This window comes from Bacillus sp. RCC_6_1 (assembly GCF_041360755.1).
Lineage (GTDB): Bacteria > Bacillota > Bacilli > Bacillales > Bacillaceae_G > Bacillus_A > Bacillus_A cereus.
Genome location: NZ_JBFUPV010000004.1, coordinates 360,184 through 380,984, shown reverse-complemented (window position 1 = coordinate 380,984; position 20,801 = coordinate 360,184). Strand labels below are relative to the sequence as shown.

Sequence of the window (20,801 nt, the reverse complement as noted above, 5' to 3'; positions counted from 1 at the left end):
GGGAAGCGGGATGAGTGAAACGCTACTCGTTATTATTAGTATATTACTATTTTTAATGTTGCTTTTAATCGTCTTTTTTATCATTACATTTTTTATAAAAAAACGAACACACCATTCTATTTTAAAATTACATCCGTACTTAGGAAGAATGCGCTACTTACTGGAAAAGATAGGGCCTGAATTTCGACAATATTGGTTTGATCATGATACGGATGGAAAGCCTTTCTCACGTTATGATTTTCAAAGTGTTATGTTTTTAGCGAAATATCGCTCTGAAATACTTGGTTTTGGATCAAAACGAGATTTTGAAGCTTCTGGATATTATATTGCTAATACATTATTTCCGATATTAACTGAGGAATTAAGTGTGAATCTCACGCAAGAGCGGGAAGGTAAAAAGTACGTGATTCATAAAGAAGGGTTATTTTCAAGAAGAGAAAAATTGACAGCGGATACAACGAATCTTTGGCTGTACGAAGAAGATGATGCAATTATAGTCGGTGAGAACCGTAAATATCCGTGGAAGCTACATGGCATGTTTGGTGCATCTGCGACTTCTTACGGTGCGATTGGAGAAAATTATATTTTAGCGAGTGGTTTTGGAGCAAAAATGGCAGGCGGATCGTGGATTAATACGGGTGAAGGTGGCGTTATTCCAGAACATTTACATACAGGAGCGAGTATCGTTGCGCAAATTGGTCCAGGGTTATTTGGATACCGTGATGAAGACGGTAATTTTTCAATGGGAAAATTCATGGAGAAAGCGAAAGAAAGTAATATTAGAGCATTCGAATTGAAATTTGGGCAAGGTGCTAAAATACGTGGTGGTCATTTAGAGGGACAAAAAGTAAATGAGAAAATTGCTTTTGTTCGCAACGTCCGAAAGGGAGAGACGATTAATTCACCGAATCGATTTTCATTTTTAAAGAATGCAGCGGATACACTTTGTTTTATTCAACAGTTGCAAGAAAACAGCGGTAAACCAGTTGGAATGAAAATTGTAATTGGTCAGCAGGAGCCTTTGGAAGATTTAATAAAAACAATGAAAGAACTAAACATTTACCCGGATTTTATTACAATCGACGGTTCAGAAGGCGGGTCAGGGGCAACGTATAAATCGATGGCAGATTGTATGGGACTGCCGCTTATTCCAGCATTACTTACATTTATTGATACAGCAAACCATTATGGTGTCCGTAACAAGTTTAAAGTATTTGCATCGGGTAAATTAATCACACCAGATAAAGTGGCGATTGCTTTAGCGATTGGGGCGGATGCTGTAAGTTCAGCCCGTGGGTTTATGATGGCAAGTGGCTGTATTATGGCCCTTCAATGTAATTCTGGTCAATGTCCATCTGGTGTAGCCACGACGAATCCGCATTATCAAAAAGCGTTAGATCCGTATGAGAAGAAGTGGCGAGTCATGAATTATATTATTAGTATGAGATATAGTTTATTTTCATTAGCGGCAGCGGCGGGAGTGAAGAGCCCGCGCCATTTAACTAGAGAGCATATTGTGTTTAAAGACGAGGTGGGGAGAGTAGTTCCTCTTTCGGAATTGTTTCCTATAGTAAATCAAACCTAAAAGTATATTTGATGTGTAAGATTTTTTAGAGGAATAATTATATTTTTGGAAAAATTAGGAGTATAATAGGGGAGTATTTTTGAAAATGACTATTTTTAGGGAGAGATTCACTTGCAGCAAGGTTCGTACAGTATTACAATTTTTTTACTCGTCATAGGGCTCGTTATATTTAGACGCATGCGCTCTATGAATCGACCAATTAATAATAAAGGAAGACGACTACTATTGCCATTATTCTTCTTATTACCAGGTTTTTCTTTATACGCAGCAGCTATACAACTTGCTGGTTGGCAAATTGGTATAGCTGCTGGGATCGGACTGTTATTGTCAATTCCACTTATTATTTTAAGTGGGTATGAAGTCAGAGAAGATGGTCAAATTTATGCAAAAAAAAGTATCGCTTTTATTGCTACATTTTTAGTTATCGTTCTTTTACGTGCTTATTTTAGAAGACATTTACAAGGTCTAGATCCAAAGTCAATCGGCATTCTTTTCTACACTCTTGCGGTTTGTTATATAGTACCTTGGCGTATTGGATGCTATATGAAATTTCGTAAAGTATATGTAGAGAAAGCAAAATTTGAGACGTCAATAAGCTAAAAGTCATACATTTGTATGGCTTTTAGTTTTTAAAATTTATCGGGTAAAGGAATGAAAATAAGGTGTGAAAATAAGGTGTGAAAAAACACTCTTTAATTTTCTGAATATTATTACTTTAATTTCTTGAAAAATCATTGTAATCCACTGGGATAAAGGCGTTTATAAAGGTTTTCACATGTAATGAAAAGTGCTCGTTCACTTGAAAGAACAAAAAATGTTTGTTAAGGTAGGGAACCATAAGTGAAAACAAGAAAAATGAAAGTAAGGACTTATTGACAATAAAAAATAAGTAACTTATAATAAATCTTGAGTTCGAGATAAATAATGTTCATAATGAAAATTTATTATGGTTATAAATCGAACAAATATTTTTTGTGAATTATCTTGAATTCGAGATAATTCAATAGGTTAGACGCCGATACGTAATTTTTTGATTAATATCTCGAATTCGAGATAAAATTATAATGACGGATTTTACTTTGTAGCATGGACAAAATGAATAATGAATTTAAATGTAAAAGAATTTTTATAATGAAATAAAAAAGGAGTGGAAGAAATGGAAAAGAAAACAATGGGAATCCATCATATTACAGCGATTGTAGGGCATCCACAAGAAAATGTAGACTTTTATGCTGGTGTATTGGGGTTACGTTTAGTGAAACAAACAGTGAATTTTGATGATCCAGGTACGTACCATCTTTATTTTGGAAATGAAGGAGGAAAGCCTGGAACAATTATTACGTTTTTCCCATGGGCAGGTGCTCGTCAAGGTATTATTGGAGATGGTCAAGTAGGAATTACGTCTTACGTTGTACCAAAAGGTGCAATGGAGTTTTGGGAAAATAGATTAGAAAAATTCGATGTTTCGTATACAAAAATGACTCGTTTTGGAGAGCAGTATTTAGAATTTGATGATCCGCATGGTTTGCATATAGAATTAGTTGAAAGAGAAAAAGGCGAATTAAATAATTGGAGTTTTGGAGAAGTTACACCAGAAGTAGCAATTAAAGGGTTTGGAGGTGCTGTTCTTTTATCTACACAGCCTCAAAAAACAGCTGAATTGTTAGAACATATTATGGGTCTTGAGAAAATTGGAGAAGAGGGTGAATTTGTTCGATTCCGTTCTTCTGCTGACATTGGAAATATTATTGATTTGAAATTATCAACAATCGGTCGTGGCCAAATGGGCGTTGGCACAGTTCATCATATTGCCTGGAGAGCGAGTGACGATGCTGATCAGCTAGACTGGAAAGAGCATGTGTCGCGTTTTGGATATCACGTAACTCCTGTACAAGATCGAAATTATTTTAACGCGATTTATTTTAGAGAACATGGTGAAATCTTATTTGAAATTGCAACAGATCCTCCTGGTTTCGCTCATGATGAATCGTTAGAGACGATGGGTGAGGAATTAAAGTTACCGGAACAATATGAACAACATAGAAAACAGATTGAACAAACGCTTTTACCATTTGAAGTGAGAAATTTAGATTAAAGTGATTGAAGGGGGAACAGGATTATGATGAAACATGTTTTTCAAAAAGGAAAAGATACGTCAAAACCAGTGTTGTTATTACTTCATGGTACAGGTGGTAATGAATTAGATTTACTACCACTTGCAGAAATAGTTGATCCGGAAGCGTCGGTATTAAGCGTTAGGGGAAATGTGTTAGAGAATGGGATGCCGCGTTTCTTCCGCCGATTAGCAGAGGGCATTTTTGATGAAGAGGATTTAATTTTCCGTACGAAGGAATTAAATGAATTTTTAGATGAAGCGGCTAAAGAATATAAATTCGATAGAAATAACATTGTAGCTATCGGTTATTCGAATGGGGCAAATATCGCAGCAAGCTTATTATTCCATTACGAAAATGCATTGAAAGGTGCTGTACTTCATCACCCAATGGTACCAAGAAGAGGAATGCAATTAGCAAATTTAGCAGGTAAATTTGTGTTTATTGCTGCTGGGACAAATGATCCAATTTGTTCATCAGCAGAGTCAGAGGAATTGAAGATACTATTAGAAAATGCAAACGCGAATGTAACAATGCATTGGGAAAATCGAGGGCATCAATTAACGATGGGTGAAGTAGAAAAAGCAAAAGAGTGGTATGACAAAGTATTTTAAAAAAGAAGCATCTGCTAACGATTAGCAGATGCTTCTTTTTTATTTAAGACTGGATTGCAAGATGAGATGAAGAAAGTGGTAGCTCAATATCAACAATTGTACCTTTATTTAATTCGCTTGAAATGTGTAATTTACCATGATGTTCTTCAATTATTTTGTAACACATCATTAATCCTAGTCCTGTGCCTTTTTCTTTTAAACTATAAAAAGGTTCGCCTAGACGGGAGATACGATCTTCTGGAATGCCACAACCTTCATCGATAATTCGTATTAAGATGAAATTATCCTCTAATGGTTTTGTTTGGATGAAAATATTTCCGCCATTTGGCATCGCTTCTATCGCATTTTTTAATATGTTTATAAAAACTTGTTTTAATTGGTTACCGTCACATTGAATATCATATACGTAATCAAAATGATCCATGATGATATGAACGCTATGCATAATTGCAGTCGGTAAAATAAATGTAACTACCTCTTCAATTAAAGTTTGTATGTTACAAGTTTGGATAGATAATACTTGTGGCTTAGACATCGCCATAAATTGACTCGTGATGGATTCCATTTGTGAAATCTCACTTAACATAACATCGATATACCATTTTTGCTCCTCATTTATTTCAGGGAGGAGCAATGTTAGAAAACCCTTTAGGGAAGTGAGTGGATTCCGAATTTCATGGGCAATTCCAGCTGTCAGTTGTCCGACTACTGCGAGCTTCTCAGATTTTCGTAGTAACTTTTCAGTTTCTTTTAGCTCAGTAACATCTCTCCCCATCACGATAAGACCTTTGCGAGAACCATCAGGATGATAAAGCGGAACTTTTGATATACTTAAGATTAAATCGAAATCATCTCTATGTATAATAAATTCCTCGCCATGAAGAATTTGTCTTTGTTGCCATGCTAGTTCATCGACTTCTTCACAATGTAAAAAAGCTTCTCGGTATGCTTCATTATATTGAATGAGTTCGCTATCTTTTTTCCCGTGGTAAGGTACATGATGGAAGTTGAAGCAAGAAAGTGCGTAGTCATTTGCCTCAAGCCAGCGCCCTTCATGATCTTTAAATATAACAAACGCAGGCATGGAGTTTACTAATGTACGTAATCTCTTCTCACTTTCTTTTAGCATATTCTCAATTCTTTCTGATTTTTCAAGTGGCTTCATAATAGCGTATACACCAGTAAGACGATTTTGAACAAAGATAGGAACTAGTTTTGTCACAACATCTAATAAGAATCCATTTTTATGATAAATAGATAAGATATACTCTTGTTGATTATCCGCTTCAGTATTCTTTATATTTTGTAATACTTGCTCAGAAATATGGGCTCCTAAAATAGAGGTAATATTTTTCTGTTCTAATTCTAAAGAAGTGTAACCTAATATTCTTTCGGCAGAAGGATTTATATGTAGAATAACTCCTTCTAAGTTTAATGAAATAATACTATCAGGATTATGTTCGAACAGAGATGCGTACATTTCTGTTAATGAACGATCTTGTATATGGTTTCGCAAACGTCTAGAAATGTTCGGATGACGTTTTTTTTGAGTTGGTGAATATTTTTTACGACTCATAATAGTTCCTCCGTACAAATAGCATCTAAAAAGATTTGTCTATTCATAACTATAATATAGATGTGATGTGTATTTCTATAAAAAATGGAAGTTATAGAATAAATTTTGTTTTTTTATTTTTTTTGCAAAGTGAATGCAGGATGGTAATAAGGGGAGCTTATATTGTTTTATAACCCTTTTGTAAGTTACAGACGGCTGTTTTCCGTATAACATTAGGGTAGAGGAGGGGGAGAGAAAATGAAAAATTATATTCAAGGGATTGATCACGTGCAAGTAGCTGCACCTGTAGAGTGTGAAGAAGAGGCGCGTGATTTTTATGGGAATAAAATTGGTATGGTAGAAATTCCAAAGCCAGAAGAGTTGAAAAAACGAGGTGGATGTTGGTTTAAATGTGGAAATCAAGAAATCCATATTGGTGTCGAGCGGAACTTTACACCAGCTAAAAAGGCTCATCCAGCTTTTTATGTGAATGAAATTAATGAATTTAAGCAAACACTTATAGAGCAAGGTGTAAAAGTGATTGATGATTATGCACGGCCAGATGTAATTCGATTTTACGTATCAGACCCGTTTGGAAACAGAATTGAATTTATGCAAAATAAAGACTAGGTGTATTCCCACCTAGTCTTTAACTTCTTCTGAAAAGTCCTAACACTTCTACAGTTTCTGTAATATTAACGAATGCATTCGGGTCAATTTCAGAAATTGTAAGTTTCATACTTGCTAATTCTTCACGAGAAACGACCGTCATAAGTACACGCTTTTTCTCGCTTGAATAAGCGCCTTCGCCATCAAGTAACGTTATTCCACGTACAACAGTTGAAAGAAGCTGTTTTTTCATTTTTTCTGCTTCATTTGTTACAATCATAAGTGTAACTTTACGATGTTTTGTATGAACAGCATCAATTACTTTACCAGTTACATAAATTGAAAGTAAGCTTGTAAGTGCAACATCCCAGGTGAAGAAGAATCCTGCGATTATTACAACGACTGCATTTAAAATAATAAGGAATCCGCCAAGTTTAATGTCTCGCTTGCGGGATAAAAGCATACCGATAATATCAAATCCACCAGTGGATCCATTACAGTTAAAAACAAGACCAATACCAGCTCCGGCGATGACACCTCCGAAGATAGAAGATAACAATGGATCTGTTGCTACGACTTTTACTGGAACGTAGTATAATGCAACAGATAATACAACTACAGAGACAACTGTGTTAAAAATTACTTTTTTTCCAAGACCTATGTACCCTAAAATAAGGATAGGTAAGTTTAATACAAAGTTAATAATGCCTGTGTTTACAGGGGTTACAATCCCTAAAATAATAGCAATTCCGCCAATTCCACTACTTAAAATTTTGTGGGGGATAAGGAAAAGATTAAAGGCAACCGCAATAATAATAGAACCGATAATAACACCAAGGAATCTGACCATTTCTTTCCCGTCCTTCACTGAAAAATTCATATTATTTCAAGATTATATATGATATTGAAAGTTTTGGGTAAAAACAGTTTATTTTGGTAAATTAGATTAATCGAAAGAATTTGAGTATTTTATCATTTGAAAGGGGATACAGTTGTGAAGATAAAAACATATCAACAGAAAAGCCCGTTGAAGCAAGAATGTGAGGATTCTTATTTTTGTAATAAAGATAAAAAGATTTATGGTGTATGTGACGGTGCAACACCACTTGTCCCGTTTCGTGATGAAAATGGACATAATGGAGCATACATCGCTTCGCATTTATTTGCAAATTATTTTACTGTATTACGAGAGAATCATAGTTTACAATTTGCAGTTGCCAAAGCAAATGAAGCATTACAAAGCAAAATGTTAGAATATGAAGTAGACACGAGAAAAAAAGAGCATTTGTGGTGCACATGTATCGCGGCAGTTCAAATAGTTGGTGAGAAAATTGAATATGCGCAGCTTGGGGACTGTATGATTGTCGCAACTTTTCAAAATGGAACGATGCAAGTATTAACGAAAGACACAGTTGAAGGAATTAGTAAACGAGCAAAAAGGAAGAGGGAAGAAGATCGTAAGAAAGGTTTATCTGTGCCGGAAGAACCTGTTTTTCAAGATGTTCGAGAACAATTAAAGTACAATCGTTATCTTGCAAATATGCCAAATGGTTACTCAGTTGCAAATGGAATGAAAGAAGCGATACATTATTTACAACATGGTGAATTACATACAGATGAAGTGAGTGGAATTTTTATTTGTTCAGACGGGTTATTTCACCCAGATTGGTCATTAGAACAAACTGTTGCATATATAAGAAAGAATAGTATAAATGAATATGTAGCAATCATTGAAGAGCTAGAAGCGGAAAAGAGAATAAGGCCAGATGATAAAACGATTATTATGATTGATTTTTAAGAGGAGGCAGTTCAAATGGAAATTAAATATGTCAATCTAACATTTCAAGATGAATTAGTTCCTTTAGAAAAAGTAAATCAACTGATTATCCACCATACAGCTGAAGATGGATGGGACGTGTATAAAACGCATGAATTTCATCAAACTGTAAGAGGGTGGAGCGGGATTGGTTACAACTATTTTATCGAAAAGGACGGAACTGTAGTGGAAGGGCGAGGTTTACATATTGGAGCGCACGCGAAAGACCATAACCGCCATACAATTGGAATATGTATGACGGGAAATTTCGATAAATACGATCCAACTCCTGCACAAGTGAATGCATTATATTCTTTATGCAAAATGTTTATGAAGCAATTTGCTATAAAGAAAGAAAATATACTAGGTCATAGGGAGTTAGAAGGAGTTACAAAAAGCTGTCCTGGTAATCGTTTTTCTATGGTAGAGTTAAGGAAGATATTATCTTAAATATAGAGGAGTAACAACGATGATGAATATAAAAATACCAAATGATAAAAAAGAAGAACTTGTAGCGCAAATTCAGCAATTTTTCGTTGAAGAAGATTTAGATGAAATTGGACGTTTCCAAGCAGAGCGTTTAATAGAAGAAATGGTTAAATTAGTTGGACCATTTGCATACAATCAAGCAATTGGAGATGCAAGAAAGCTTGTAAGTGAGAAATTAACGAATATCGAAGAAGATTTATACGTGTTAGAGAAGAATGAAGGAAAATAAAAAAAGAGCCGATGGGCTCTTTTTTTATTTGATTGATAGCAAAAAAACATAGGGAAAACACGGAAAAGACATTGAAAATACACCTTTTATTTTTAGAATATTCTTAGTTTTAAAATACTTCAGAAAGGAAGATTGTAATGAGATTAACGCCAAGAGAAATTGATAAACTGCTAGTAGTTGTTGCGGCTGATTTAGCTTATCGACGAAAGGAGAGGGGGCTTAAGTTAAACTATCCAGAAAGTATCGCTATTATTACGTATGAAATTTTGGAAGGAGCAAGAGATGGTAAAAATGTAGCGGAATTAATGGAACTTGGAAAAACCATTTTAAGTGCTGAAGATGTTATGGATGGTATTGCAGACATGATATCAGATATTCAAGTTGAGGCAACTTTTCCTGATGGAACAAAATTAGTAACTATTCATCAGCCAATTCATTAAAGGAAGTGAATGTTATGATTCCAGGGCAATATATCCTTGCGAAAGAAGACATAGTATGTAATGGAAATAAAAAAGCAATGAAAGTCAAAGTGATAAATCAGGGAGATAGACCCATTCAAATTGGATCTCATTACCACTTTTATGAAGTGAATGAGGCGTTAAAATTCAATCGCAGTGTAGCAATTGGACAACATTTAAATATTCCAGCAGGTACAGCGGTAAGATTTGAGCCTGGAGATGAAAAAACGATTGAACTAGTTCCATATTCAGGGGAACAAGAAGTATATGGATTTAAAAATAAAGTGGATGGCGATATTCAATCTTACACAAAAAGAGGGAGATAGCATGAGTTTTAAGATGTCACGTAAACAATATGCTGATTTATATGGTCCAACTACAGGAGATTCTATTCGTTTAGCGGATACACAATTATTCGCACATGTTGATCGAAATGCCACTGTATATGGTGATGAAGCTGTCTTTGGTGGAGGAAAATCAATTAGGGATGGTATGGGACAAAATTCACAACTTACAAGAGAACAGGGGGTTGTGGATGTTGTTATTACGAATGCAATTATTATTGATTATACGGGAGTATATAAAGCGGATATTGGTATAAAAGATGGGAAGATTTCAGCAATTGGTAAGAGTGGTAATCCTTCAGTTATGGATAATATTGATATCATCATTGGAACATCAACGGAAGTAATTTCTGGTGAGCGGAAAATCGTTACAGCTGGAGGTATTGATACACATGTGCATTTCATATCCCCACAACAAATTGATACGGCATTGGCTTCAGGTATAACAACTTTAATTGGTGGGGGAACAGGACCGGCAGAAGGGACTAAGGCAACTACAATAACACCTGGATCTTGGAATTTAAGAAAAATGCTAGAAGCAGCAGAAGCTTTTCCTATAAATCTTGGATTTTTAGGGAAAGGAAATAGTTCAAGTTTACCTGCCCTGGAAGAACAAATATTTGCAGGGGCTATCGGATTGAAAATCCATGAAGATTGGGGAGCAACTTCGTCAGCAATTAATCACTCGTTACAGATTGCTGATAAATATGATATTCAAGTCGCTATTCATACGGATACGTTAAACGAATGTGGTTTTGTGGAAGAAACGATAAAAGCTATTGATAATCGTGTTATTCATACGTACCACACTGAAGGAGCTGGAGGTGGGCATGCACCAGATATTATAAAGATTGCTGCGCTGAATAATATTTTACCATCATCAACGAACCCGACCTTGCCATATACAGTGAATACGCTGGATGAACATTTAGATATGCTCATGGTATGTCATCATTTAAAAGCGAATATTCCAGAAGATGTAATGTTTGCAGATTCAAGGATTCGAAAAGAAACAATCGCGGCAGAGGATATTTTGCAAGATTTAGGGGTTTTCAGCATGATTAGCTCTGACTCACAGGCGATGGGAAGGGTTGGAGAGGTTATTATTCGCAATTGGCAAACCGCCGATAAAATGAAAAAGCAGATTGGTAGTTTAGAGGGAGATAAAGAATATAACGATAATAATAGAATTCAACGTTATATAGCTAAGTATACAATTAATCCAGCTATTACACATGGGATTTCAGAATACGTGGGCTCTATTGAAATAGGAAAGTATGCAGACCTTGTAATATGGGATCCACAATTTTTCGGTGTTAAGCCAGATATGGTTTTGAAAAACGGAATGGTAGTGATGGCATTAATGGGAGACGAGAATGCTTCAATTCCTACCCCACAACCATATTATGAAAAAAAGATGTTTGGTGCATATGGAAAAGCAGTACAGTCAAGTTCGATTACATTTGTATCGAAAGTAGCTTATGAGAATAATATTAAAGAAAAATTAGGTTTAAATAAAGTTGTATTACCTGTTAAAAATACGAGAGAGATTTCGAAGCAAGATATGAAGCTAAATAATGCAACACCAGAAATTGAAGTAGATCCGCAGACATATGAAGTTAAAGTTGATGGACAAGTAATCACGTGTGAAGCAGTAGATGTACTACCTATGGCTCAAAGATATTTTTTATTTTGATATAACGGGGGAGATAAAATGATTATTGAAAAAATTAATAACAACGTATGCAATATGAATGATTTCTCAAACACAAAAAAGCATCTTGATAAGATATTAATTTCTAGTGAGCTTTTACTGAAGAGAGTTCAGAAATTATATTCAGAATCTGGTTTTGAAATTGGGGTGTCTTTAGATAGTGGAGAAACATTAAAGAACGGTGATATTTTATATGAAGATGAAAATCGAATTGTGTATATTGAAGTATTACCAGAAGAGGTAATTGTAATTACTCCAACATCAATAAAAGAAATGGGAATTATTGCTCATAACTTAGGGAATAGACATTTACCAGCACAATTCGATGAAGGGTGCATGATTTTGGCGAACGACTACTTAGTAGAAGATTTACTTAAAAAGGAAGGTGTTCCTTATCAAAAAGAAAATAGAGTATTACCAAAACCGTTCAAGCATGCTTCGCACAAACATATTTAACCTACTTAACCTACTCCAAATTAGTGATTCGAACTTCCCAACAGGAAGTTTTAGTCACTCTTTTGGATTAGAAACATTTATTCAAGAGGGACAAGTTACAAATAAAGACGGGTTTTTCAAATGGGTTAATCGATATGTAAAAGTCCAATTAACATACACGGACGGCTTAATTTGCAAATATACTTACGAAGCCATTAAGAATAATGAGGGAGAACAAATTACATTTTTAGATGATTTAATAACAGCACAAACATTGCCTTTTGAATGTAGAAAAGCAAATAGAATGATTAGTAAAAGTACTTCTAAATTATTGTGTGAATTGTTCTCGTTTGTAAATTTAAATATATATAAAGAAAATATTATGGGTAATAAATTACAAGGTCATCCGAGTATTGTATACGGAATATTAGGGGCGGAATTGAAAATGACAATAGAAGAAACGCTCTTAGTTTTCTTATACTCAAGTGTTGGAAGTATAATTCAAAACGGTGTGAGAGCCATTCCTCTTGGACAAACAGATGGTCAAAAACTATTACAAGAATGCCATGAATTAATCTGCGAATCTATTGATAGAATTCAAATACTTTCATTAGAAGATTTTGGATTGAATGATCCTGAATTCGAAATAAATCAAATGCAACATGAAGATGTAAATGTAAGGGTCTTCATGTCATAGGGAGGAAGAATAAAATGATAAAGCCTATTAAAATTGGTATCGGTGGTCCGGTAGGTGCTGGGAAAACCATGTTAGTTGAAAAGTTAACAAAACATCTAAATACAGATTATGAAATTGCAGCAATTACAAACGATATTTATACGAAAGAAGATGCAAAGATTTTATTGAAAACAGGTGTTTTATCAGAAGATAGAATTATTGGTGTAGAGACAGGGGGGTGCCCGCATACAGCAATTCGAGAGGACGCTTCTATGAATTTTGAAGCAATTGAAGAACTCATGATTAGACATAATAATTTAGATATTATTTTTATTGAAAGCGGGGGTGATAATTTAGCTGCCACATTTAGTCCGGAGCTAGTGGATTTTTCAATTTATATTATTGATGTGGCACAGGGAGAAAAGATTCCGCGTAAAGGTGGACAAGGAATGATCAAATCTGATGTATTTGTAATTAATAAAACGGATTTGGCACCTTATGTAGGAGCTAATCTTGGAGTTATGGAGCAGGATACGAAAAATTACCGACATAATAAACCATACTTTTTTACAAATTTGAAGGATGAGGAAGGTTTACAAGAATTAATAAATTGGATGAGACAGAACATTATGTTAGAAGGACTGAAAAAATGAAATCCCCTACAGGTGTCTTAAACATTGATATGATGGAAAAGAGACATAAAACCGTACCTATTAAGGTTTATCATAAAGATGCCTTAAAAGTAACGCAGCCAATATATTTGGATGAGTATGGTAGAGCATATTACTATATTATGAATTCTGGTGGAGGCTATTTAAAAGGAGATTTCTATTCTATAAATATAAATGTTGGTAAAGATGCGAAAACATATATAACAAGCCAATCAGCAACGAAAGTTTACAAGACTCCAAATAGTTATGCTTTGCAAGAATTGAATTTTTATATTGGTGAGAATGCTGTTATGGAGTATTTACCAGACCCGTTAATTATGTACAAGGATGCAGCATATAAGCAAAAAACAAATATATATATGCAAAATAATTCTACATTGATTTTATGCGATTCAGTTACGCCTGGTTGGTCGCCAAATATGGAGAAGTTCACATACCAATATTTTGATTCGTTAACAAAAATATATATGGAAAATAAACTTGTAGTATACGATCATTTATTGCTAAACCCTTTCAAAGAGTCGTTAGATCAAATGGGAATATTAAATCAATATTCCCATTATGGTACTTTCATAGTTATTAATGAGAACATTACAAATGATTTAATTGCAACATTGAAAACATCACTTTCTAACACTAACAATATGAAAATTGGAATATCTTCTACACCATGTAAAGGCTTTGTCATTCGCATACTTAGTCATAATACTGAGGATATGGAGTCTATATTTTTTCAGTGTCATCGTTTTGTTAGAGAGAATTGTCTACATGAAGAATTAACATCCTATCGAAAATATTAAGTAGGAGAAGGGGATACTATGACTAATGTGGGATTATTGTTTGTCGGTGCAGTTCTATTTATGAATTCACTAGCAGCTTTTAAACTTATTGATAGCAAAAGTGTAGGATACTTTAATTTATTTGTAGGGGCATTACAAACTTTGACACCATTATATTTATTATTTACAGGAAGTCAATCCGATGAGTGGACTATCCTATCTAATGGAACTATTTTTTTATTTGGTTTTACTTATTTATATGTTGGTCTTACGAATATATTAAAACTTGATTCTTCAGGTGTAGGTTACTATTCTCTTTGGGTTGCTATCATTGCAACGGTTATGGGAATTGTGAATCAATTACATGAGAGTGGTAGTTTGCAAAGTACAATAATTTGGTTCTTTTGGGCATTCCTTTGGTTTTTATTTTTCCTACAAGATGGATTGAAAAAGAAGATTCATATTTATGTAGGTATTGTTTGCTTCATTGAATCTTGGATTACTGCAACAGTACCAGCTCTGTTAACACTTACAAATCATACCGACGTGTTAAATAATTTTGTAATTATTTTAGCGACTATTATAACGATTTTAGTTTTTATTATGGCACTTTTCTTTTTCAAGAGTATTCAATTTAAAGTAGAAAGGGTTAGTAACTATGTGGAAAAGTGAACTGAAAAAGGCAACCAACTTTTTTGTTATTATTATATTTCTTCATGTGCTTGGAATTTTATTATTATTACCGGCGCTATATAAAGGTAATAGCATAATCGGAATGGCTATTATTGCATATTCTTTAGGGTTGCGTCATGCGTTTGATAGTGATCATATTGTCGCAATTGATAATACTGTTCGGAAATTAATTGAAAAAGGTAAAAACTCACAGGGGGTGGGATTTTACTTCTCATTAGGACACTCTACGGTAGTATTTGCGATGATTGTATTAATTGCTTTAATTGGAAAAACGGCAAAACATGGAATGGAGAGCTTTTCAACTATAGGCGGTATTATCGGTACAATCGTTTCTAGTACATTCCTTATCATTATTGGTCTTACCAATCTGTTGTACCTTATTAAAGTGTTGAGAAGCCACGAGAACAAACAGCCAGAAAATTTAGGGTTTATATATCGTTTCACACAGCGCTTATTTACGTTTATTGATAGTCAGAAGCAATTGTATATAATCGGTTTTTTATTTGGACTTGGTTTTGATACAGCGAGTGAAATTGGATTAATTGCTCTTTCTACAGTAACTGCAACAAGTCAATCTATTCCACTTGTAAGTATATTTGCTTTCCCCGTTTTGTTTGCTGCCGGAATGTCATTAATGGATACATTAGATAGTACATTCATGAATACGAATTATAAGTGGGCAATGGAAAATAGTCGAATAAGAAATTCATATAATGTATTAATTACCTCAATATCTGTTATTACGGCTTTTTTAATAGGGGGATATCAACTATTATCTTTGCTTATTGAAAGCTATAATTTACAGGGCCCGTTTTGGAATCTCATACAAGTAGTTAATTTTGATTATCTGGGTATATGTCTTGTTGCATTCTTTATTATTTCTCTTATTGTTTTTGTTGTATGGAATAGAAATGCCTTTAAAGAACCGCTTACAAAGAGCATAGAGAAATAAAAATATATCATATGTCATTTGGTTCATTATGTATATAAAGTAAAATAAAAAACACGTTAGATGAAAATTCATCCAACGTGTTTTTTATTATTTATGTTCCTTATATTCATGTACTTTTTCTTTCGCATTACCAACTGTATCTTTAGCAGTGCCTTTCACCTTATCCCATTTTCCTTCAGCTTGTAATTTCTTATTGTCAGTTACTTTCCCGACAACTTCTTTTACTTCGCCCTTTACCTTATCGATGGCACCTTCTACTTTTTCTTTTAAACCGTGTTCGTGCTTAGTCATACATTTCTCCTCCTTGTAGTTTGATTAGAATTTTCTTTTCATAGTGCAAGTTGAATGATGTATCTAGTAATATCGTAACAAATTTAGTTTGAATATTCAAATGATTAACGGGATAGAAAAGGAATTGTCATAAAATGTTTAAAAATGTAACGGAAGGAGAAAGAAAGTAAATTATATGTCTTTTGCAGTCCATATTGATTTTGTATAAGCGATTTTCATATGGGCACGTTCCATATTATTTTGACTGCCGCTACCGAACCTTGCTTGTCCAACTATTAAAGTACAATTGGATTCAATAGCTGTCTTAATTCGTCTTTGAATTAATGCAGTGTGACAGCCTTTACGCTGAAATTCTGGTAAAGTAGCAGAAGCAGCTAATGATGCGACACCTTTATTTATATACAGGACACCAATACCAGCAGGACTATTTTGAATTTCTGCTATGAAAAAATGCCATCCTGGTTCATTGTAAAGAATTTCGTTATTTTGGCGAACACCATCTTTTGTAAAGGATGGCATATTAAATCCACGTACATATATGTCTGCAAAAATATCAAATTCATTTTCTTTCAGTTTTCGTAATGTAATATTAGAAGGAAGAAGTGATGAACCCTCTCTCGGTATACTATACAAAGCGGTATGGAAGCTAGATTGGTAAAAACCTTTTTGAGATAAGTATTGAAATAGTTCAGTTGTGCCTTGCGCTGGTGTAATTTCAAAACGGCAAGGGATTTGTAGTGATTCATAATAAGAAATGATTGCATCAATCGCATCTGCATTTGTAATACCTTTTACCGTATTAAAAGCAGGACCAGCAATTATTTTTGATGAAAAGGCAGTGGCGCTACCGAATTTTTTCATTTGCACTTGCATGGGGTTTCCGCTTATTGTTTGTAGTCTCTCTAATCTAGAAGAGAGCATATCAATTTCTGCATTTTCAATTTCTGTTGCTATATCGAGTGTCATAACAGTAGTCATAAAATTCCTCCGTTAATAAATATATTTCATAGTATATATACGATTTTTGTTTTGAGATTCCTGTTGTAATGTAGGAGAATAAGAAGTTTTTTGGAAGGGAAATGGAATTGAACTGTCGAAGGGAGTAGAAACAGATTAAAGGTGGTGCTCTCATGAAACAGAAAGACGTGCAGACATGCTCTAATTGTGGTTCTCAAAATATAGGAGAAGGTGAGTTTGTCGGATATGCACAAATACGGAAAAAGGAAACGATGTTCACATCTTCACCGGTGGATGCTTATATTTGTACAGATTGTGGGAATATCCTTTTATTAAAGGTAAGGAATTATGAAAGGTTTAAACAGAAACCTTTATGATTATTGAGAAGTGGTCATATCCAACTTTGTATACGAAACGACTTATGTTAAGGAAAATGAATATGAGTGATAGTTTACATATATATGAGTATGCTACAGATAAAGAGATGACAACTTTTACTGTATGGGATGCTCATCGATCGTTATGTGACACATATAACTATGTAGAAGAAATTGTGGGGCAATATAATGAAGGGCAAGTAGCACCTCTTGGAATTGTATTAAAAGAGGAGAAGAAACTTATAGGCACGTGTGGATTTATAAAATATGATTTGGTCACACATACAGCAGAAATTGCATACGCCTTATCTCGAAAATATTGGGGAAGAGGATTAGCTACGGAGGCTGCATTAGCTTTTTTCTACTATGGTTTTCATGAGTTGCATCTTAATAGTATTGAAGCGGGATGTGATTCAGAAAATGAAGCATCTGAAAAATTAATGAAACGTTTGAATATGGAGTACGAGTGCACGATTCAAAAGGATATGTTCATTAAAGGTAAGTATCGTGACACGAAAAGATATTGTATATCTCGAGAAAGATATATGGATAAATGAAATATTTCATATAAAAAACTCCTTTAAATGAATAAAGGAGTTTTTTTATTTTTTATAACAATAATTACCTTTAATTGTTATAATTGGTTGTTAAGGGGTCTTGGTTTATTAACGCCATAATCATAGAAGGAAAATAGCTAAATCGTCTATAAAACCATTAAATAACACAATCGCAACCGTAAGTTGACAAAGTGCAACCCCGGGAAGATAGAGATAAGGGCAATGTCTACATACAATTTAGGTAAGAAAACAAAGGGGGGCACACATATGGGATTTGGTGAAAAGCTTTTTAAATTAAGAAAGGAAAAGGGCCTTTCTCAAGAAGCATTAGCTGAAAAATTAAACACAACAAGGCAAGCGGTTAGTAAATGGGAAAACGGTCAAGGTTTTCCTGAAACTGAGAAGTTAATAATGATTGGAAATGTTTTTGAAGTATCACTCGACTATTTATTAAAAGAAACTGCAGAGCAAAGTAATGAAAATGTGGATGGCTATTACGTAAGTCAGGAAATGGCAGAAGGGTATATAGTGTACGGACAAAAGATTTCAAAATATATAGCGTTAGGGTTTAGTTTGCTTATTTTGTCTACAATACCGTATCTATTATTTAAAGAAAATGCAACAATGTCGACATTTCTTGTCATTATCATTGCTGTTCTTGGAATTGGAGCAATGATGGCACCTGTAACGATAGAAGAGAGTCGATACAATGTATTGAAAAAGGAAGAACTACTATTTGATCAAAACTTTCTAAAAGAATTGACAAAAAGATATGTGATTATTAAGAAGAAGTATGCTGCGGTAATGATCGTTGGATTTTGTTTTATAGCAGCAGGCGCGATCCCGTTTTTGTTTGAGAAAAAGCATATCACTTCAGGGGAATTAGTTCAGTATTATCCGTACTGTGTTGTACTTATTGCTATCGGAGTTTATCTTTTTGTTCGTGTGTTAGGAGTATGGGAGATATATCGAATTTTAGTAGAAAATAAGGAATACAGTAATCGTTTTATTTTTAAACTGAAAAAGAAAGTAAGAAAAAAGGTAGATAGTTTATAAAAGATAAAAAACATGTTTCGAATCAATGTATTCAAAACATGTTTTTTATCGTTCTGAATTATTTCCAAAGAAATAATTCAGAAAAAACAGAAAAATGTCGTAACCATTTGCGGAATTCTGTTATAATAAACGAAAAATGAAAACGCTTTAAAGGGGGATATAACCAATATGATGATGAATGTACCGCTAACAATTAGTTCTATGATGGAAAGAGCAGAGAAACTGTTTTCGAAGAAAGAAATTGTTTCACGGACACATGATACAGTTACAACGTTAACGTATAAGCAGTTAGGGGAAAGGACGAGAAGACTTTCCAGTGCGTTGAAAAAGCTTGGAATTAAAGAAGGTGAACGTGTAGGAACGTTAGTGTGGAACCATCATCGACATGTAGAAGCGTATTTTGCTATTCCAGGTATTGCTTCTGTTTTGCACACGATTAATATTCGTTTATCTCCTCAACATATTTCATACATTATTCAGCACGCAGAAGACCGAATTCTACTTATAGATGAAGATCTCGTACCGCTCGTTGAAAATATTCAATCACAATTATCAACTGTACAAGCTTACATTATTATGACTGATAAAGATGAACTTCCAAATACTATGCTGGAGCCTGTATATCATTATGAAAAGCTATTAGAAGAAGGCGATCCCAATTTCCAATTTGTAAAAGATATTGATGAAAATACACCTGCTGGTATGTGTTATACGTCAGCGACTACAGGAAACCCAAAAGGTGTTGTATATACGCATCGTAGTACTGTATTGCATTGTATAGCACTCGGTTTAGCTGATACAGCTGCTTTATCGGAAAGTGACGCAGCAATGGCAATTGTCCCGATGTTTCATGTGAACGCTTGGGGACTTCCTTTTGCGGCTACTTGGTTTGGATCAAAACAAGTTCTTCCTGGACCGATGTTTACCCCGAAAATTTTATTAGAGATGATTCAATCAGAAAAAGTGACGTTAGCTGCGGGTGTGCCGACAATTTGGCTCGGCGTATTACAAGAGTTAGAAAATAATAGTTACGATTTATCTAGTATGACGAGAATACTATGCGGAGGTGCAGCTGCGCCGAAAAGCGTTATTAAAGCATTTGAACAGAAACATAATGTTCCATTCATACATGCATATGGTATGACTGAAACGAGCCCACTCGTAACACTTGCACGTTTAAAAAGTTATGAAACAGAATTATCGTATGAAGAGCAATTAGAAATTAGATCAAAACAAGGGTATCTTGTCCCTGGTGTAGAGATGAAAGTAGTCGGTACAAATGGTGAAGTGAAGTGGGATGGTACGGAGATGGGAGAACTATGTTTACGAGCGCCATGGATCGCTGAAAGCTATTATAACGATAATCGTACTGTCGAAGGTTTTCGTGATGGTTGGTTATATACAGGAGATGTCGTTACGGTTGATGAGGAAGGCTGCGTGAAAATTGTTGACCGTACGAAGGATGTTATTAAAAGCGGGGGAGAATGGATTTCTTCGGTCGATCTTGAAAATGCTTTAATGGCACATGATGCTATATTTGAAGCGGCTGTCGTTGCAGTTCCTCACCCTCAGTGGCAAGAGCGACCAATTGCCTGCGTCGTTCAAAAGAAAAATAGTACGGTTACAAAAGAAGAAATATATGAGTTTTTAAAACCACAGTTTGCGAAGTGGTGGTTGCCAGACGATATTGTCTTTATGGAAGAAATGCCGAAAACATCTGTTGGGAAGTTTTTAAAACAGGCGCTTCGGAAAGAACTGGAGCATTTGCATAGAGAGAAATAAGTGAATTCTTATTTGTAAACTTAAATGAAATAAAAGTTGACAAAAGAA

At 34.5% G+C, this 20,801-nt stretch carries 25 protein-coding genes; 21 read left to right on the top strand and 4 right to left on the bottom strand.

What is annotated here, in order from left to right; genetic code table 11:
• Positions 1–10 precede the first annotated feature (10 nt).
• The 4 genes from AB6801_RS16210 (at position 11) to AB6801_RS16195 (ending at position 4,313) form a co-directional block, all read left to right on the top strand.
• Entirely contained in the window at positions 11–1,585 is a 1,575-nt protein-coding gene (locus AB6801_RS16210) for an FMN-binding glutamate synthase family protein (protein ID WP_000005165.1), read from the top strand.
• A gap of 111 nt (positions 1,586–1,696) precedes the next feature.
• Positions 1,697–2,185, top strand: coding sequence for a cytochrome c biogenesis protein CcdC (locus AB6801_RS16205; protein ID WP_002103478.1), 489 nt, complete (start codon positions 1,697–1,699; stop codon positions 2,183–2,185).
• Positions 2,186–2,741: 556 nt separating this feature from the next.
• Positions 2,742–3,680, top strand: a complete 939-nt coding sequence (locus AB6801_RS16200; protein WP_000412731.1) for a ring-cleaving dioxygenase — start codon at positions 2,742–2,744, stop codon at positions 3,678–3,680.
• A gap of 24 nt (positions 3,681–3,704) precedes the next feature.
• Positions 3,705–4,313: an alpha/beta hydrolase gene (locus AB6801_RS16195; protein ID WP_000975483.1), complete on the top strand. Its 609-nt coding sequence runs from the start codon at positions 3,705–3,707 to the stop codon at positions 4,311–4,313.
• Positions 4,314–4,356: 43 nt separating this feature from the next.
• Here AB6801_RS16195 and AB6801_RS16190 read toward each other — a convergent pair whose 3' ends face one another.
• On the bottom strand, positions 4,357–5,889 hold the full coding sequence (locus tag AB6801_RS16190) for a BA3702 family sensor histidine kinase (protein WP_000087658.1): 1,533 nt from the start codon (positions 5,887–5,889) through the stop codon (positions 4,357–4,359).
• Positions 5,890–6,126: 237 nt separating this feature from the next.
• Here AB6801_RS16190 and AB6801_RS16185 point away from each other — a divergent pair, with 237 nt between their 5' ends.
• A complete protein-coding gene (locus AB6801_RS16185) occupies positions 6,127–6,498 on the top strand; it encodes a VOC family protein (RefSeq protein WP_000800767.1) in 372 nt (123 codons plus the stop codon).
• Between the two features lie 19 nt (positions 6,499–6,517).
• On the opposite strand, the gene AB6801_RS16180 is transcribed toward AB6801_RS16185, so the two are convergent.
• Positions 6,518–7,327: a YitT family protein gene (locus AB6801_RS16180; protein ID WP_000251344.1), complete on the bottom strand. Its 810-nt coding sequence runs from the start codon at positions 7,325–7,327 to the stop codon at positions 6,518–6,520.
• Positions 7,328–7,453: 126 nt separating this feature from the next.
• On the opposite strand from AB6801_RS16180, the gene AB6801_RS16175 reads away from it, so the two are divergent.
• The 12 genes from AB6801_RS16175 (at position 7,454) to AB6801_RS16120 (ending at position 15,733) form a co-directional block, all read left to right on the top strand.
• Entirely contained in the window at positions 7,454–8,275 is an 822-nt protein-coding gene (locus AB6801_RS16175; protein WP_141530630.1) for a protein phosphatase 2C domain-containing protein, read from the top strand.
• 15 nt (positions 8,276–8,290) lie between these two features.
• A complete protein-coding gene (locus AB6801_RS16170) occupies positions 8,291–8,743 on the top strand; it encodes a peptidoglycan recognition protein family protein (protein ID WP_000404192.1) in 453 nt (150 codons plus the stop codon).
• Positions 8,744–8,762: 19 nt separating this feature from the next.
• Positions 8,763–9,011 carry a DUF2164 domain-containing protein gene (locus AB6801_RS16165; RefSeq protein WP_000981075.1) on the top strand — a complete coding sequence of 83 codons (249 nt, stop codon included), beginning with the start codon at positions 8,763–8,765 and terminating at the stop codon, positions 9,009–9,011.
• Between the two features lie 137 nt (positions 9,012–9,148).
• Positions 9,149–9,451, top strand: a complete 303-nt coding sequence (locus AB6801_RS16160) for an urease subunit gamma (RefSeq protein WP_001241328.1) — start codon at positions 9,149–9,151, stop codon at positions 9,449–9,451.
• Between the two features lie 14 nt (positions 9,452–9,465).
• Positions 9,466–9,795 (top strand): urease subunit beta, encoded by a 330-nt coding sequence (locus AB6801_RS16155; RefSeq protein WP_000612160.1) that lies wholly within the window; start codon positions 9,466–9,468, stop codon positions 9,793–9,795.
• 1 nt (position 9,796) lies between these two features.
• A complete protein-coding gene (ureC, locus tag AB6801_RS16150) occupies positions 9,797–11,509 on the top strand; it encodes an urease subunit alpha (RefSeq protein ID WP_000008664.1) in 1,713 nt (570 codons plus the stop codon).
• 18 nt (positions 11,510–11,527) lie between these two features.
• Positions 11,528–11,983, top strand: coding sequence for an urease accessory protein UreE (locus AB6801_RS16145; RefSeq protein ID WP_000582806.1), 456 nt, complete (start codon positions 11,528–11,530; stop codon positions 11,981–11,983).
• Positions 11,961–12,659, top strand: a complete 699-nt coding sequence (locus AB6801_RS16140; RefSeq protein ID WP_000946573.1) for an urease accessory protein UreF — start codon at positions 11,961–11,963, stop codon at positions 12,657–12,659. The genes AB6801_RS16145 and AB6801_RS16140 overlap by 23 nt, the downstream gene beginning before the upstream one ends.
• A 14-nt stretch (positions 12,660–12,673) precedes the next feature.
• Positions 12,674–13,291, top strand: coding sequence for an urease accessory protein UreG (gene ureG / locus AB6801_RS16135; protein ID WP_000594928.1), 618 nt, complete (start codon positions 12,674–12,676; stop codon positions 13,289–13,291).
• Entirely contained in the window at positions 13,288–14,109 is an 822-nt protein-coding gene (locus AB6801_RS16130) for an urease accessory protein UreD (RefSeq protein WP_000841915.1), read from the top strand. Before ureG ends, AB6801_RS16130 begins: the two co-directional genes overlap by 4 nt.
• A gap of 18 nt (positions 14,110–14,127) precedes the next feature.
• Positions 14,128–14,760 (top strand): AmiS/UreI family transporter, encoded by a 633-nt coding sequence (locus AB6801_RS16125; RefSeq protein ID WP_000185993.1) that lies wholly within the window; start codon positions 14,128–14,130, stop codon positions 14,758–14,760.
• Positions 14,747–15,733: a HoxN/HupN/NixA family nickel/cobalt transporter gene (locus AB6801_RS16120; RefSeq protein WP_097999081.1), complete on the top strand. Its 987-nt coding sequence runs from the start codon at positions 14,747–14,749 to the stop codon at positions 15,731–15,733. Before AB6801_RS16125 ends, AB6801_RS16120 begins: the two co-directional genes overlap by 14 nt.
• Positions 15,734–15,820: 87 nt before the next feature.
• Here the strand turns inward: AB6801_RS16120 and AB6801_RS16115 are convergent, their stop codons facing one another.
• On the bottom strand, positions 15,821–16,024 hold the full coding sequence (locus AB6801_RS16115; protein ID WP_087967701.1) for a CsbD family protein: 204 nt from the start codon (positions 16,022–16,024) through the stop codon (positions 15,821–15,823).
• A 171-nt stretch (positions 16,025–16,195) separates the two neighbouring features.
• On the bottom strand, positions 16,196–17,002 hold the full coding sequence (locus AB6801_RS16110; protein ID WP_097999080.1) for a GNAT family N-acetyltransferase: 807 nt from the start codon (positions 17,000–17,002) through the stop codon (positions 16,196–16,198).
• Positions 17,003–17,154: 152 nt separating this feature from the next.
• On the opposite strand from AB6801_RS16110, the gene AB6801_RS16105 reads away from it, so the two are divergent.
• From AB6801_RS16105 to AB6801_RS16090, 4 genes are all read left to right on the top strand, one after another.
• Entirely contained in the window at positions 17,155–17,358 is a 204-nt protein-coding gene (locus AB6801_RS16105; protein WP_000810210.1) for a hypothetical protein, read from the top strand.
• Positions 17,355–17,915: a GNAT family N-acetyltransferase gene (locus AB6801_RS16100; protein WP_000582844.1), complete on the top strand. Its 561-nt coding sequence runs from the start codon at positions 17,355–17,357 to the stop codon at positions 17,913–17,915. The genes AB6801_RS16105 and AB6801_RS16100 overlap by 4 nt, the downstream gene beginning before the upstream one ends.
• Positions 17,916–18,182: 267 nt before the next feature.
• Positions 18,183–18,971, top strand: coding sequence for a helix-turn-helix domain-containing protein (locus AB6801_RS16095; RefSeq protein ID WP_000505614.1), 789 nt, complete (start codon positions 18,183–18,185; stop codon positions 18,969–18,971).
• A 168-nt stretch (positions 18,972–19,139) separates the two neighbouring features.
• Positions 19,140–20,753, top strand: a complete 1,614-nt coding sequence (locus tag AB6801_RS16090; protein WP_097999079.1) for a long-chain fatty acid--CoA ligase — start codon at positions 19,140–19,142, stop codon at positions 20,751–20,753.
• Positions 20,754–20,801: the final 48 nt, after the last annotated feature.

What these genes read in the sequence shown, in the direction of transcription:
- AB6801_RS16210 (WP_000005165.1), top strand. Translation starts at nt 11, where the DNA reads ATGAGTGAAACGCTACTCGTTATTATTAGTATATTACTATTTTTAATG.
- AB6801_RS16200 (WP_000412731.1), top strand. Translation starts at nt 2,742, where the DNA reads ATGGAAAAGAAAACAATGGGAATCCATCATATTACAGCGATTGTAGGG.
- AB6801_RS16195 (WP_000975483.1), top strand. Translation starts at nt 3,705, where the DNA reads ATGATGAAACATGTTTTTCAAAAAGGAAAAGATACGTCAAAACCAGTG.
- AB6801_RS16190 (WP_000087658.1), bottom strand. Translation starts at nt 5,889, where the DNA reads ATGAGTCGTAAAAAATATTCACCAACTCAAAAAAAACGTCATCCGAAC.
- AB6801_RS16185 (WP_000800767.1), top strand. Translation starts at nt 6,127, where the DNA reads ATGAAAAATTATATTCAAGGGATTGATCACGTGCAAGTAGCTGCACCT.
- AB6801_RS16180 (WP_000251344.1), bottom strand. Translation starts at nt 7,327, where the DNA reads ATGGTCAGATTCCTTGGTGTTATTATCGGTTCTATTATTATTGCGGTT.
- AB6801_RS16170 (WP_000404192.1), top strand. Translation starts at nt 8,291, where the DNA reads ATGGAAATTAAATATGTCAATCTAACATTTCAAGATGAATTAGTTCCT.
- AB6801_RS16165 (WP_000981075.1), top strand. Translation starts at nt 8,763, where the DNA reads ATGATGAATATAAAAATACCAAATGATAAAAAAGAAGAACTTGTAGCG.
- AB6801_RS16160 (WP_001241328.1), top strand. Translation starts at nt 9,149, where the DNA reads ATGAGATTAACGCCAAGAGAAATTGATAAACTGCTAGTAGTTGTTGCG.
- AB6801_RS16155 (WP_000612160.1), top strand. Translation starts at nt 9,466, where the DNA reads ATGATTCCAGGGCAATATATCCTTGCGAAAGAAGACATAGTATGTAAT.
- ureC (WP_000008664.1), top strand. Translation starts at nt 9,797, where the DNA reads ATGAGTTTTAAGATGTCACGTAAACAATATGCTGATTTATATGGTCCA.
- AB6801_RS16145 (WP_000582806.1), top strand. Translation starts at nt 11,528, where the DNA reads ATGATTATTGAAAAAATTAATAACAACGTATGCAATATGAATGATTTC.
- AB6801_RS16140 (WP_000946573.1), top strand. Translation starts at nt 11,961, where the DNA reads ATGCTTCGCACAAACATATTTAACCTACTTAACCTACTCCAAATTAGT.
- ureG (WP_000594928.1), top strand. Translation starts at nt 12,674, where the DNA reads ATGATAAAGCCTATTAAAATTGGTATCGGTGGTCCGGTAGGTGCTGGG.
- AB6801_RS16130 (WP_000841915.1), top strand. Translation starts at nt 13,288, where the DNA reads ATGAAATCCCCTACAGGTGTCTTAAACATTGATATGATGGAAAAGAGA.
- AB6801_RS16125 (WP_000185993.1), top strand. Translation starts at nt 14,128, where the DNA reads ATGACTAATGTGGGATTATTGTTTGTCGGTGCAGTTCTATTTATGAAT.
- AB6801_RS16120 (WP_097999081.1), top strand. Translation starts at nt 14,747, where the DNA reads ATGTGGAAAAGTGAACTGAAAAAGGCAACCAACTTTTTTGTTATTATT.
- AB6801_RS16115 (WP_087967701.1), bottom strand. Translation starts at nt 16,024, where the DNA reads ATGACTAAGCACGAACACGGTTTAAAAGAAAAAGTAGAAGGTGCCATC.
- AB6801_RS16110 (WP_097999080.1), bottom strand. Translation starts at nt 17,002, where the DNA reads ATGACTACTGTTATGACACTCGATATAGCAACAGAAATTGAAAATGCA.
- AB6801_RS16105 (WP_000810210.1), top strand. Translation starts at nt 17,155, where the DNA reads ATGAAACAGAAAGACGTGCAGACATGCTCTAATTGTGGTTCTCAAAAT.
- AB6801_RS16100 (WP_000582844.1), top strand. Translation starts at nt 17,355, where the DNA reads ATGATTATTGAGAAGTGGTCATATCCAACTTTGTATACGAAACGACTT.
- AB6801_RS16095 (WP_000505614.1), top strand. Translation starts at nt 18,183, where the DNA reads ATGGGATTTGGTGAAAAGCTTTTTAAATTAAGAAAGGAAAAGGGCCTT.
- AB6801_RS16090 (WP_097999079.1), top strand. Translation starts at nt 19,140, where the DNA reads ATGATGATGAATGTACCGCTAACAATTAGTTCTATGATGGAAAGAGCA.